The 13014-nt window shown below is 70.6% G+C and carries 12 protein-coding genes and 1 pseudogene; 6 read left to right on the forward strand and 7 right to left on the reverse strand.

All coding sequences use genetic code 11. The features are described from left to right. Positions 1-54: 54 nt before the first annotated feature. Complete coding sequence (locus ACTYVM_RS27770) at positions 55-1017, forward strand: FAD-dependent oxidoreductase (RefSeq protein ID WP_445528578.1); 963 nt, start codon at positions 55-57, stop codon at positions 1015-1017. Here ACTYVM_RS27770 and ACTYVM_RS27775 read toward each other — a convergent pair. Further along, positions 1007-2224 carry a GNAT family N-acetyltransferase gene (locus ACTYVM_RS27775; RefSeq protein WP_445528579.1) on the reverse strand — a complete coding sequence of 406 codons (1218 nt, stop codon included), beginning with the start codon at positions 2222-2224 and terminating at the stop codon, positions 1007-1009. The genes ACTYVM_RS27770 and ACTYVM_RS27775 overlap by 11 nt on opposite strands. 379 nt (positions 2225-2603) lie before the next feature. Next, positions 2604-3478, reverse strand: a pseudogene (gene bla, locus ACTYVM_RS27780) (class A beta-lactamase). A 182-nt stretch (positions 3479-3660) separates the two neighbouring features. Here bla and recO point away from each other — a divergent pair. From recO to ACTYVM_RS27795, 3 genes are all read left to right on the forward strand, one after another. Next, positions 3661-4407, forward strand: a complete 747-nt coding sequence (recO, locus tag ACTYVM_RS27785; protein WP_445528580.1) for a DNA repair protein RecO — start codon at positions 3661-3663, stop codon at positions 4405-4407. A gap of 32 nt (positions 4408-4439) precedes the next feature. Further along, on the forward strand, positions 4440-5273 hold the full coding sequence (locus tag ACTYVM_RS27790) for an isoprenyl transferase (RefSeq protein ID WP_445528581.1): 834 nt from the start codon (positions 4440-4442) through the stop codon (positions 5271-5273). A gap of 72 nt (positions 5274-5345) precedes the next feature. Next, positions 5346-5885 carry a YcxB family protein gene (locus ACTYVM_RS27795; protein ID WP_445528582.1) on the forward strand — a complete coding sequence of 180 codons (540 nt, stop codon included), beginning with the start codon at positions 5346-5348 and terminating at the stop codon, positions 5883-5885. 7 nt (positions 5886-5892) lie between these two features. Here the strand turns inward: ACTYVM_RS27795 and ACTYVM_RS27800 are convergent, their stop codons facing one another. From ACTYVM_RS27800 to ACTYVM_RS27815, 4 genes are read right to left on the reverse strand one after another with little or no spacing between them, the layout of a single operon-like run. After that, positions 5893-6309, reverse strand: coding sequence for a Fur family transcriptional regulator (locus ACTYVM_RS27800; RefSeq protein WP_445528583.1), 417 nt, complete (start codon positions 6307-6309; stop codon positions 5893-5895). Positions 6310-6368: 59 nt separating this feature from the next. Beyond that, positions 6369-7271, reverse strand: coding sequence for a metal ABC transporter permease (locus tag ACTYVM_RS27805; protein ID WP_445528584.1), 903 nt, complete (start codon positions 7269-7271; stop codon positions 6369-6371). Continuing rightward, positions 7271-8053 (reverse strand): metal ABC transporter ATP-binding protein, encoded by a 783-nt coding sequence (locus tag ACTYVM_RS27810; protein WP_445528585.1) that lies wholly within the window; start codon positions 8051-8053, stop codon positions 7271-7273. The genes ACTYVM_RS27805 and ACTYVM_RS27810 overlap by 1 nt, the downstream gene beginning before the upstream one ends. A 17-nt stretch (positions 8054-8070) precedes the next feature. Continuing rightward, entirely contained in the window at positions 8071-9033 is a 963-nt protein-coding gene (locus ACTYVM_RS27815) for a metal ABC transporter substrate-binding protein (RefSeq protein ID WP_445528586.1), read from the reverse strand. A 173-nt stretch (positions 9034-9206) separates the two neighbouring features. Here ACTYVM_RS27815 and ACTYVM_RS27820 point away from each other — a divergent pair, with 173 nt between their 5' ends. Beyond that, positions 9207-10589, forward strand: coding sequence for a glycine--tRNA ligase (locus tag ACTYVM_RS27820; protein ID WP_445528587.1), 1383 nt, complete (start codon positions 9207-9209; stop codon positions 10587-10589). Between the two features lie 106 nt (positions 10590-10695). Here the strand turns inward: ACTYVM_RS27820 and ACTYVM_RS27825 are convergent, their stop codons facing one another. Beyond that, positions 10696-11748 carry a chitinase gene (locus ACTYVM_RS27825; RefSeq protein WP_445528651.1) on the reverse strand — a complete coding sequence of 351 codons (1053 nt, stop codon included), beginning with the start codon at positions 11746-11748 and terminating at the stop codon, positions 10696-10698. Positions 11749-11982: 234 nt separating this feature from the next. Between ACTYVM_RS27825 and ACTYVM_RS27830 the strand changes: the two genes are divergently transcribed. Beyond that, positions 11983-12999, forward strand: coding sequence for an aldo/keto reductase (locus ACTYVM_RS27830; protein WP_445528588.1), 1017 nt, complete (start codon positions 11983-11985; stop codon positions 12997-12999). The last annotated feature ends 15 nt before the right edge of the window (positions 13000-13014 follow it).

Below are 13014 nucleotides of genomic sequence, written 5' to 3' on the forward strand. Positions count from 1 at the left end.
AGACCCGTGAGGGTTACCTTGGAGATGCGAAGCGTGAAAGAAGGAAGGTGAACGTTGCCCGCCGACGTGGTGGTGATCGGCGCCGGAGTCTCGGGGCTCACCACGGCCGTGTGCCTGGCGGAGTCCGGCATGGACGTACGCGTGGACACCGACCGGGCTCCCGGTGAGACGACCTCGGCGGCCGCGGGCGCGATGTGGGACCCGTATCTGGTCGAGCCCGCTCGTCGGGTCGAGGCCTGGAGCCGGGTGACCCTGTCGGTGCTGAAGGCGCTCAGCGCCGAGGCGGACACCGGGGTCCGGGTGCTGGACGGCACCCACGAGTCCACGGTCCCCTGCCCCATGCCGGCGTGGGGCAGCCTGGTCGAGGCGAGCGTCTGCGCGCCCGGCGAACTGCGTCCGGGTTTCGTGACCGGGTGGCGCTACCGTGCTCCCGTCGTCGACATGCCCCGGTATCTGCACTACCTCGCCCGTCGCTTCGAGCGGGCGGGCGGTCACCTCCGGCGGCACCGTTACGGGACGCTCGAGGAAGCGCTGGGCGAGGCGCCGGTCGTCGTCAACTGCTCAGGTGTGGGAGCCCGTTCGCTCGCGGCGGACCCTGCGGTCGAGGCGGTGCGCGGCCAACTGGTGGTGGTGGAGAATCCGGGGCTCCGGTCGTTCTTCGCCGACGACACCCCGGGCGCGGAGGAACTGGTCTACATCTACCCCCACTCCGATGCCGTGGTCCTGGGCGGAACAGCAGGGTCGGGGAACTGGGACCTGCGCCCCGACGCGGCCGCGGCACGCGAGATCGTACGACGCTGCGTCGCGGTCGAGCCGTCCCTCGCGGGCGCCCGGATCCTGGGGCACCGGGTCGGGCTGCGGCCCGTGCGGTCGGAGGTCCGGCTCGCGGAGGAAGCACGCGAGGACACACTGCTCGTGCACAACTACGGTCATGGCGGAGCGGGAGTGACCCTGTCGTGGGGATGCGCCCGCGAGGTCGCCGAGCGGATCGGCAGAGCAGGGGAACTCACCTTCTGATCTGCCACTGACGACGCTCCGTGATGCCCTTCTCCGCACCTCTGCGCGCCAGGTACAGCCAGGTCCTGGCCGCCAGCGTGACGGTCAGGCCGGCGGTCCACGGCCAACTGGTGGTCTTCGTCGAGACCAGTACCGCACCGACGGTCGGGGAGAGGGCGGTGAGCACCAGCAGGGCCCTCTCGGTCCGACTCCGCCGGAACCTGTGGGCGATGGAGAACTCGGAGTGCTCGTACCAGGCGATCGCGGCGCTGAGCACGGCCGCCAGGACCAGGGTCGTCCAGGGATCGCTGCTGACTTGGGCGTAGGTGACGGGCAGCGAGATCAGGAACGGCAGTACCCCGCCGTACTCCGACAGTACGTTCCCCCATTTCATGATCCTGCCGAACGAGTTCGAACGGATCCGGGCCAACTCGCCGGAGGCGCTCGCGTACACGATCAGGGAGAGCGTGGTGCTGAAGGTCGCCCCGATGAGCAGCAGCCGGACGTCGTCGGGGAATCGCTCCGACGAGAAGGCGAAGCCCAGGAGGAAGGTCACGGCGGCGAGCACGGAACCCGAGAAGGCGATGCCCGCGGCGGCCTCCCCGGACTGGAGGGTCGCCGGGTCGTCCTGCTCGAACCGGGCGATCTCGAAAGCGGGTTCACCGGACAGGGAGACCAGGGCGGTCACGGCGTGGTCGGGCGGAGCCAGGGACTCCACGAGCTGCTCCCGGGCGCTCACCTGCACGAGGTGACGTGCGTCCGGATCGATGTACTCCACCCGGAACTTGTACTGGTAGTGGACGACGAGCGGATCGTCGGCGCCGCCGGAGCGCATGACCCGGGTGCCGATGAAACCGCACGCCAGTAGGAGGCCCGTCACCGGCGACTGCTCGGTGCTCGCCAGGGCGGAGACCAGGGGCGGTTCGCCCGAGCGCCGCGGAACCCGTTGCACCGTCTCGGTCAGGAGCCGCGAGGCCATGCCCTGCCGGCGCATATCGTCCCGGACCGCTATCACCGACAGGCGCACATGTCCCGGGGACGGCATCTCCACGGCTATGCAGCCCACCAACTCCTCGGCGGACTCGGCCACTCGGACCAGATTGCGTTCGAGTGCCTCGGCGAGGAGCGTCCGCGACGGTATGGACGCGGTCGCGCACGTACCGGTCAACAGGGTCCGGATCCGGGGCAGATCGGCTGGGCGCGCCAGACGGGTAGACCATGCAGCCATGTCCATGGGGTCCGTTCAGCCGGTCGGAGTGTGGGGGGATCCTACAGATCGCGACTGGCTGTGCGTTCTCGAATTCCGTGAGGTGCGGCAGCCCCTTGCGCTGCCTCGCTCTTGCAGGGCTCGAGACTCTTCCGAGCGTGGGCGCGGAGCGTCACCGTCGAGATGCGAAGCGTGAACGACGGAAGGGGGAGTGCACAGTGGCAGCACGGAACCCGGTTCACTCGGCGGCCTGCGTGCAGGAGGCGGAGGGCATCCTCGCGGAGTCGCGGACCGTACTCCGCCGGAGCGGGTGCGCGCCGCGACCCCGGCCGAGCGGCTCAGCGCCGCGACGGCGTACGCGAACGCCCGCAGTCGCGGCGAGGTGCCCTGAGCGCCGTGCCTATCCCAGGGCCCGAGCCACCGCGGCGGCGGCCCGCGCCACGAGGGCGTCGTCGTACGGGCGTCCTGGGCGGGCTTGGTCGACAGGACGGCCAGGACCACGGGGGAGCCGGACTCGGTCCACGCGACGCCCACGTCGTTGGCGGTGCCGTGGGAACCGGAACCCGTCTTGTCCGCGACCGTCCAGGCCGGTGGCAGGCCCTCGCGGAAGCGCTTCGCGCTGGTGGTGTTGTTCAGCAGCCAGTGGGCCAGCAGCCGGCGGTCGCGACGGTTCAGCGTGTCCCCGAGGACGAGGCGGGCGTAGGTGCGGCCGATCGCGCGCGGGCTCGTGGTGTCCGTGCGCCGCCAGGGCTCGGCGGTGTTGAGGTCCGGCTCCCAGCGGTCCAGGCGGGTCACCGGGTCGCCGAGCGAACGGGCGAAACGGGTGATGGCCGTCGGGCCGCCGAGCTCGCGCAGGAGCAGGTTGCCGGCGGTGTTGTCGCTGTGGCGGATGGCGACGTCGGCGAGTTCGGCGACGGTCATGCCCGTGGCCAGGTGCGCACGGGTCTGCTCGGAGCCCTCCGGCACCAGGTCGGCCTCGGTGTAGTGGATGCGGCGCGAGAGGACCTCGCCGTGGCGGTCCAGGTCCCGCAGGACCGCTGCCGCCGCCAGGGTCTTGAACACCGAGCACATCGGGAAGCGTTCGTCGGCGCGGTACCGGACGGTCCGGCCGGTGGCGGGGTGGTGGGCGAAGACGCCCAGCCGCGCGCCGTGGCTCTGCTCCAGGGCGCGCAGTCGCGCGGTGGTGTCGTCGGCCTCCGGCAGGGCGTACGCGGGCGTGGCCGTGGTGACGGCCGCCGTCGCCGCGGCGAGAGCGGAGACGGCGGTGGTGGTCAGGACGGCACGTCGGGTCGGGGCGGCCTTCTTCGGGGCTCGGATGGCACTCTCCTTCGGTCGGTCCGGTCCGGGCGGAACGCTCTCCACGGTGACGGGCCGGAGCCCGTCGCGGTTGCGCCACGCCGGAAGCCGGGCCGGAGGTGCGGTCTCACCCACGGCGCATGTGGGCGAGAATGGACGCCATGAGCCTGTTCCGCGACGACGGCATCGTGCTGCGCACCCAGAAGCTGGGTGAGGCGGACCGGATCATCACGCTGCTCACCCGCGGCCACGGGCGGGTACGCGCCGTGGCGCGAGGCGTGCGGCGGACCAAGTCCAAGTTCGGGGCCAGGCTGGAGCCGTTCTCGCACGTGGACGTGCAGTTCTTCGCGCGGGGGAGCGATCTGGTCGGGCGCGGGCTGCCGCTGTGCACGCAGAGCGAGACCATCGCCCCCTACGGCGGCGGGATCGTGACCGACTACGCCCGCTACACCGCCGGGACGGCCATGCTGGAGACCGCCGAGCGGTTCACCGACCACGAGGGCGAGCCGGCCGTCCAGCAGTACCTGCTGCTCGTGGGCGGCCTGCGCACCCTCGCCCGGGGCGAGCACGCCCCGCACCTCGTGCTCGACGCCTTCCTGCTGCGTTCGCTGGCCGTCAACGGCTACGCGCCCAGCTTCGGCGACTGCGCCCGGTGCGGGATGCCCGGCCCGAACCGCTTCTTCTCGGTGGCCTCCGGCGGCTCCGTCTGCGCCGACTGCCGGGTGCCCGGCAGTGTCGTACCCTCGCCGCAGACGCTGGAACTGCTCGGCGCGCTGCTCACGGGGGACTGGGAGACGGCCGACGCCTGCGAGCCGCGGCATGTCAGGGAGGGCAGCGGACTGGTGTCCGCCTATCTCCACTGGCACCTGGAGCGCGGGCTGCGCTCACTCCGGTACGTGGAACAGTAGTACGCACAAAGACCTAGGGAGACGAGAAGCACATGGCCGTACGCGGGATCCTTGGGCGTCGGCGCCGCGAGTACACGGCGCCCGAACCGCATCCGTCCGGTGCCCGCGCGCCGAAGCTCCCCGGCGAGCTGGTCCCCGAGCACGTGGCGATCGTCATGGACGGGAACGGACGCTGGGCCAAGGAGCGCGGGCTGCCCCGCACCGAGGGGCACAAGGTCGGCGCCGAGCGGGTGCTGGACGTGTTGCAGGGCGCGATCGAGATCGGCGTCGAGAACATCTCCCTGTACGCCTTCTCCACCGAGAACTGGAAGCGCTCGCCCGAGGAGGTGCGCTTCCTGATGAACTTCAACCGCGACTTCATCCGCAAGAGCCGCGACCAGCTCGACGGGCTGGGCATCCGGGTGCGCTGGGTGGGCCGTATGCCCAAGCTGTGGAAGTCCGTCGCCCAGGAGCTCCAGGTCGCCCAGGAGCAGACCAAGGACAACGACCTGCTCACGCTGTACTTCTGCATGAACTACGGCGGCCGGGCCGAACTCGCGGACGCGGCGAAGGCGCTCGCGGAGGACGTCAGGGCGGGTCGGCTCGACCCGGCCAAGGTCACCGAGAAGACGATCCAGAAGTACCTGTACTACCCGGACATGCCGGACGTCGACCTGTTCCTGCGCCCGAGCGGTGAGCAGCGCACGTCCAACTACCTGCTCTGGCAGAGCGCGTACGCGGAGATGGTCTTCCAGGACGTCCTGTGGCCCGACTTCGACCGCCGCGACCTGTGGCGGGCCTGCGTCGAGTTCGCCTCCCGCGACCGCCGCTTCGGCGGCGCCATCCCGAACGAGGAGCTGCTGGCCATGGAGGGCAGGCAGGAGTAGTCCCCGGGCCACGCCGCTGTCACCCGCGGTGGTTACGATCACGGCTCGTCACCATGATCCCTGGGAGGGGCCGTGACCGAACAGACGGTGGAGCAGCGCGAGACCGAGGTCGTGCTGGAGTACGAGTACCGGCAGGACGAGCTGACGGACGCCGTGCGGCTGATGCTGCGCAAGCGCGGCCGGGCCGGCATCCTCTACCGCCCGGTCTTCCTGGTCTGCGTCGGGCTGCTGGGGGCCGCGCAGTTCGCGTTGGGCGTGCTCCAGGACGACGTCGTCTTCTGCATCTTCGGGGGGATGTTCGTCTTCTGGCCGGTGCTGATGGCCCGGGTACCCCGGATAACGGCCCGGCAGCTGCTGAGGGCCAACCAGCACCACGGCGTGATGCGCGTGACCGTGGGCGAGCAGGGGGTGCGGACGGTGAGCACCCACGCCGACATACGCCTGGGATGGGCCAACTACGGCAGCTATGCCGAGACCGACCGCTGCTTTGTGCTCCGCAGCCCCGACCGCATCGGGGCCTGCGCCGCGGTGCTGGTCAAGCGGGGCGCGCACACCCCTGAGGACGTGGACCGGCTGCGGGCCCTGCTGGACCGCAGCCTGTCCCGGGTCTGAGGCCCGCTCAGCCCTGCGCGGCCGCGCAGTCCGCGCAGGTGCCGAAGATCTCCACCGTGTGGGCGACGTTGACGTAGCCGTGCTCCGCGGCGACGGCCTCCGCCCACTTCTCCACCAGCGGACCCTCGACCTCGACCGCCTTGCCGCAGACGCGGCACACGAGGTGGTGGTGGTGTTCGCCGGTGGAGCAGCGGCGGTAGACCGACTCGCCGTCGGAGGTGCGCAGGACGTCGACCTCGCCCGCGTCGGCGAGGGACTGGAGGGTGCGGTAGACCGTCGTCAGGCCCACCGAGTCACCCTTGTGCTTGAGCATGTCGTGGAGTTCCTGCGCGCTGCGGAACTCGTCGACCTCGTCGAGGGCCGCCGCGACTGCGGCACGCTGCCGGGTGGCGCGGCCCTTCACGGGCGGTCCAGCGGTGGTCACCGGTCGGCCTCCTCACGTCTCGCCTGTGGGCCATTGTGCCAGTTGCGGCCCGCGGACGGTCAGGCGCCGGTTGCGTCACCGGCCGCCCGGGTGGCCGGAATCGCGCACTCGGCGGGGTCCCCGGCGGGCTGCGCCGCGGCGAGTGCCCGCGCGCGTCGCCGGGCCAGCGGTGTGGCCAGCGCGGTGAGCGCGATGAATGCCGCGATGGTGAGCAGCACGATCGTCGCGCCGGGCGGCACGTCCTGGTAGTACGAGGTGACCGTGCCGCCGATCGTCACGCTCACCCCGATGGCGACGGCGATCGCGAAGGTCGCGGCGAAGCTGCGGGTGAGCTGCTGGGCGGCGGCCACCGGGACCACCATCAGCGCGCTGACCAGCAGCAGCCCCACCACGCGCATCGCGACCGTCACCGTCACCGCCGCCGTGACCGCCGTCAGCAGGTTCAGGGCGCGCACCGGCAGCCCGGTCACCCGCGCGAACTCCTCGTCCTGGCTGACCGCGAACAGCTGGCGGCGCAGGCCCAGGGTGACCAGGACGACGAAGGCGGCCAGCAGGCAGATCGCGGTGACGTCGGACTGCGAGACCGTGGAGAGCGAGCCGAACAGGTACGACGTCAGGTTGGCGTTGGAGCCGCCGGGGGCGAGGTTGATGAACATGACGCCGCCCGCCATGCCGCCGTAGAAGAGCATCGCGAGGGCGATGTCGCCGCGGGTGCGGCCGTACCAGCGGATCAGCTCCATCAGGATCGCGCCCAGCACGGAGACGGCCGTCGCCATCCACACCGGGGAGGTGGACAGCAGGAAGCCCAGGCCGACGCCGGTCATGGCCACGTGGCCGATGCCGTCGCCCATCAGGGCCTGGCGGCGCTGGACGAGGTAGATGCCGACGGCGGGCGCGGTGATGCCGACCAGGACGGCGGCGAGCAGGGCCCGCTGCATGAAGGCGTAGTTCAACAGGTCCATCAGCTCAGCAGTCCTGTGCGGATCGGGTCGGCGCCCGAGGCGTCGTGCGGGTGTACGTGGTCGTGGCCGGGCAGGGCATGCTGGCCGACGGCCTTCGGGGGCGGGCCGTCGTGTACGACGCAGCCGTCGCGCAGCACCACCGCCCGGTCGATCAGCGGCTCCAGGGGGCCCAGCTCGTGCAGCACGAGCAGCACCGTCGTACCGGCCGCCACCTGCTCCCTCAGCGTGCCCGCCAGCACCTCCTGGCTGGCCAGGTCGACGCCGGCCATCGGCTCGTCCATGATCAGCAGCTCGGGCGCGGCGGCGAGCGCGCGGGCGATCAGCACGCGCTGGTGCTGACCGCCGGAGAGGGCGTTCACGGAGTCCTTCGCGCGGTCCGCCATGCCGACCAGCTCCAGGGCGTGCCGCACGGCCGCGTGGTCGGCCTTGCGGAAGATCCCGAAGCGGGTGCGGGAGAGCCGGCCCGAGGAGACGATCTCGGTGACCGTCGCCGGGACGCCGCCCGCGGCGGTCGTGCGCTGCGGTACGTAGCCGACGCGCGCCCAGTCGCGAAAGCGGCGCCGGGGTGTGCCGAACAGCTCGATCTCGCCGGCGCTCACCGGCACCTGGCCGATGACGCTGCGCACGGCCGTCGACTTGCCGGAGCCGTTGGCGCCGAGCAGGGCGACGACCTCGCCGCGGCGCACGGTGAGGTCGATGTCGCGCAGGACGGGGCGCGAGCCCAGCTCGGCGCGCACACCGCGCAGGGAGATGACGGAATCGGGCTCGTTCCTGACGTCCATGACGCCCTCCGTAGGGGTCACTTGGCGCCCAGGGCCGTCTGCAGCGCCTTGAGGTTGGCGTCCATGACCTGGAAGTAGTCGGTGCCGCGGGACCGGTCGGTGATGCCCTCGATCGGGTCGAGGACGTCCGTCTTCAGGTTCGCGTCCTTGGCGATGGTCTTCGCGGTCTTGTCGCTGACCAGCGTCTCGTAGAAGACCGTGGTGACCCCGTCGGCCTTCGCCATCTTCTCCAGGTCCCTCACCCGGGCGGCGCTGGGCTCGGAGTCCGGGTCGAGGCCGTTGATGGCCTCCTCGGTCAGGCCGTAGCGCTCGGCGAGGTAGCCGAAGGCGGCGTGGGTGGTGATGAACACCTTGCTCCTGGTGTTCTTCAGCCCGGTCTCGAACCGGGTGTTGAGCGCGTCGAGCTTCTTGACCAGGGCCTCGGTGTTCTTGCGGTAGTCGGCCGCGTGGTCCGGGTCGCCCTTCTCGAAGGCCTTGCCGACGCCCTCGGCGACCTGCGCGTAGCGCACCGGGTCGAGCCAGATGTGCGGGTCCAGGCCGCCGGCCTCCTCGCCGGGGTGGTCGTCGTGGGCGGCGGCGTGGCCGCCCACCTCGTTGCCGTGCTCCTCCAGGGTGGTCAGGGAGGCCGCGTCGATCTTCGTCCTGATCGAGGACTGGGCGACGGCCTTGTCCACGAAGGGCTGGAGGTTCTTGAGGTAGAGAACCGCGTCGGACCTCTCGAGCCGCGCGGTCTGCTGGGCGCTGATCTCCAGGTCGTGCGGCTCCTGGCCGGGCTTGGTGAGACTGGTGACGTGCACGTGGCTCCCGCCGATCTGCTCGGCGAGGAAGGCCATCGGGTAGAACGACGCGACGACGTCGTAGGTGCCGCTGCCCCCTCCTGCGGCCGCGTCGGAGGAGGAGCAGGCGGAGAGGGCTCCGAGGCCGAGGGTCGTGGCCGCAAGCGCGGCGGAACCAGTTATGAGGCGTCGTCGTACGTTCATGACAGTCATTTTCAACGAAGATGGAAACCGTTGTCAACAAGCCTCGTGAGAGACCCGAAAAGGGCCGTTACCCGGCACCGATTTGGTCGAGGGGGAGCCACCGCCGGTACCCTGAAGCATTCGCTCGTGAAGCGTCTCGCTTCGTCGCCCGTCGTCGTAATGAAGAGAGCACCGTGGCCGCCGACAAGATCGACACCATCGTCAGCCTGAGCAAGCGCCGTGGCTTCGTATTCCCCTGCAGTGAGATCTACGGCGGCCAGCGTGCCGCCTGGGATTACGGGCCCCTGGGTGTCGAGCTCAAGGAGAACCTCAAGCGTCAGTGGTGGCGCTACATGGTGACGTCCCGCGAGGACGTGGTCGGCATCGACTCGTCCGTGATCCTGGCGCCCGAGGTCTGGGTCGCCTCCGGTCACGTCGCCACCTTCACGGACCCGCTGACGGAGTGCACCTCCTGCCACAAGCGGTTCCGCGCCGACCACCTGGAAGAGGCCTACGAGGAGAAGAAGGGCCGCGCCCCGGAGAACGGCCTGGCGGACGTCAACTGCCCCAACTGCGGCAACAAGGGCCAGTTCACCGAGCCCAAGCAGTTCTCGGGCCTGCTCTCCACCCACCTCGGCCCGACCCAGGACTCCGGCTCCGTCGCCTACCTGCGCCCCGAGACCGCCCAGGGCATCTTCACCAACTTCGGCCAGGTGCAGACCACCTCGCGCCGCAAGCCGCCGTTCGGCATCGCCCAGATGGGCAAGTCCTTCCGCAACGAGATCACGCCGGGCAACTTCATCTTCCGTACCCGCGAGTTCGAGCAGATGGAGATGGAGTTCTTCGTCAAGCCGGGCGAGGACGAGGAGTGGCAGGAGTACTGGATGGAGCAGCGCTGGAGCTGGTACACCGGTCTGGGCCTGCGTGAGGAGAACATGCGCTGGTACGAGCACCCGAAGGAGAAGCTCTCCCACTACTCCAAGCGCACCGCCGACATCGAGTACCGCTTCCAGTTCGGCGGCAGCGAGTGGGGCGAGCTCGAGGGTGTCGCCAACCGCACCGACTACGACCTCTCCTCCCACGCCAAGGCCTCCGGCCAGGACCTCTCCTACTTCGACCAGGAGGCCGGCGAGCGCTGGACGCCGTACGTCATCGAGCCGGCGGCCGGTGTCGGCCGGGCGATGCTCGCCTTCCTGCTCGACGCCTACGTCGAGGACGAGGCGCCCAACGCCAAGGGCAAGATGGAGAAGCGCACGGTGCTGCGCCTGGACCACCGCCTGGCCCCGGTGAAGGTCGCGGTGCTGCCCCTGTCGCGCAACCCGGAGCTGTCGCCCAAGGCCAAGGGCCTGGCCCAGGCCCTGCGCCAGAACTGGAACATCGAGTTCGACGACGCCGGCGCGATCGGCCGCCGCTACCGCCGCCAGGACGAGATCGGCACGCCGTACTGCGTCACGGTCGACTTCGACACCCTCGAGGACAACGCGGTCACCGTCCGCGAGCGCGACACCATGAAGCAGGAGCGCGTCTCCCTCGACCAGATCGAGGGCTACCTGGCCGGCCGTCTCGTCGGCTGCTGACCCGGTAACCCGGCAGTACCCCAGCGCCGGACGGCCGCCGAGTGTCCCACTCGGCGGCCGTCCGGCGTTCGCCGTCGCTCAACGGCTGTTGCTCAGCGACCGTTCCTCAACGGCCTTGCAGCGCCTTCACGTTGTCGCCGAAGGTCCAGTTCTGCGACCCGTCCCAGTTGATCGACCAGGTCATCAGGCCCTTCAGGCTCGTGCCGTAGTGGCTCCAGGCCTCGGAGACCAGCGCGGGCGCCATGTGACCGCCGCCCGCGCCGGGTTGGGCGGGCAGGCCCGGGACCTGCTTGTCGTAGGGGACCGTGATCGTCGTGCCCTGCACCACCAGGCCGCTCGCGAGGCAGTCGGTCTGGGCGGTGAAGCCGGCCACGGTGCCCGCCGCGTAGGAGTCGCCGGAGCAGCCGTACATGCTGCCGTTGTAGTACTGCATGTTCAGCCACCACAGGCGGCCGTTGTCGGCGTACTTCTTGATGATCGGCAGGTACGCGCCCCAGATCGAGCCGTAGGTGACGCTGCCGCCGGTGACGTAGGCGGTCTCCGGGGCCATCGTCAGGCCGAAGTTCGACGGCATCTGCGCGAGGATCCCGTCGATGATCCGGATCAGGTTGGCCTGGGCCGGGGACAGCTCGTTGATGTTCCCGCTGCCGGTCAGGCCCGTCTCGATGTCGATGTCGATGCCGTCGAAGTTGTACTCCTTCAGGAGCGGGACGATCGTCGCGACGAACCGGTCCGCCACGGCCGGCGAGCTGAGGTCGATACCGGCCGTCGCGCCGCCGATGGACAGCAGGATCGTCTGCCCGGACGCCTTGGCCGCACACATCTCCGCGGGCGTCGCCACCTTCACGCCCACGTCCATGCCGTCCTCCCACAGGGCCGTCCCGTCGGAGCGGATGACCGGGAAGGCCGCGTTGATCACGTTGTAGCCGTGTGCGGCGATGCGCGAGTCGGTGATCGGTGTCCAGCCGAAGGGCGGATGGACGCCGTTGGCGGAGCCGTCCCAGTTCTCCCAGTAGCCCTGGAGGACCTTGCCGGTGGGCCTGGACTTGACGGCGCAGGTGTCGGCGGCCGAGGCGGTGGGGGCCAGGGCGACGGAGAGCTGGGTGAGACAGGCGGTGGCCAGAGCGGCGGCGAGCAGACGCAGTCTGCGGCGGATCATGCGGAGCCTCCCGGTGGGGGTGCGGTGAGGTGTCGTAGGCATGACAGTGCTCATGGTCCAGACCTCTCGTCAATAGGTCTGGACCAAATCGGCCCGGCGGTGCGTCGGCGGAGGGCGGGTGGAAAGGCGGGTGACAGGTGACAACTGACAGATATTGAAATCTGTCAGTTGTCATGCCAAGCTCTTTTCGGGTACCCGTACACCCCGCCCTCCGAGCCACCCCAAGGAGCCCCCATGGACACCCGCCGCCTCGGAACCACCGGACCCCAGGTCTCCGCCCTCGGCCTCGGCTGCATGGGCATGTCCGCGCTGTACGGCGAGGCGGACCGGACCGAGTCCGTCGCCACCGTGCACGCCGCCCTCGAAGCGGGCGTGACCCTGCTCGACACCGGCGACTTCTACGCCATGGGCCACAACGAGATGCTGGTCGGTGAGGCCCTGCGCACCGCCCCCGCGGCCCGCCGCGAACAGGCCCTGCTCAGCGTGAAGTTCGGCGCCCTGCGCGACCCGGACGGCAACTGGGCCGGCTACGACGGCCGTCCGGCCGCCGTGAAGAACTTCGCCGCCTACTCCCTCCAGCGCCTCGGCGTCGACCACATCGACGTCTACCGGATCGCCCGGGTCGACCCGGACGTGCCGATCGAGGAGACGGTCGGCGCCATCGCGGAACTCGTCGAGAAGGGACACGTCCGGCACATCGGCCTCAGCGAGGTCGGCGCCGACACGATCCGCCGGGCCGCCGCCACCGCGCCGATCTCGGACCTCCAGATCGAGTACTCGCTCGTCTCCCGCGGCGTCGAGGACCGGATCCTGCCCACCACCCGCGAACTCGGCATCGCCGTCACGGCCTACGGCGTGCTCTCGCGCGGTCTGATCTCCGGGCACTTCGCCCGCGACCGCAAGCTCGCCGCGCACGACTTCCGGGCCCATTCGCCACGCTTCCAGGGCGAGAACCTCCAGCACAACCTGGACCTCGTCGAAGCCCTGCGCAAGGTCGCCGAGGGCAAGGGCGTCACGGTCGCGCAGGCCGCCATCGCCTGGGTGCTCTCCCAGGGCCCGCGGCACGACACGGTCATCGTCCCGCTGATCGGCGCCCGCACCCGGGAGCGGCTGGCGGAGGCGCTGGGCGCGACCGCCGTCACGCTGGAGGAAGCCGATCTCACGGCCATCGAGGAGGCCGTCCCGGCGGACGCGGCGGCCGGCGCGCGCTACCCCGAGGCGCAGATGACCCACCTGGACAGCGAACACTGATCAGGGCGCGGGTAC

The organism is Streptomyces cyslabdanicus (genome assembly GCF_052663305.1).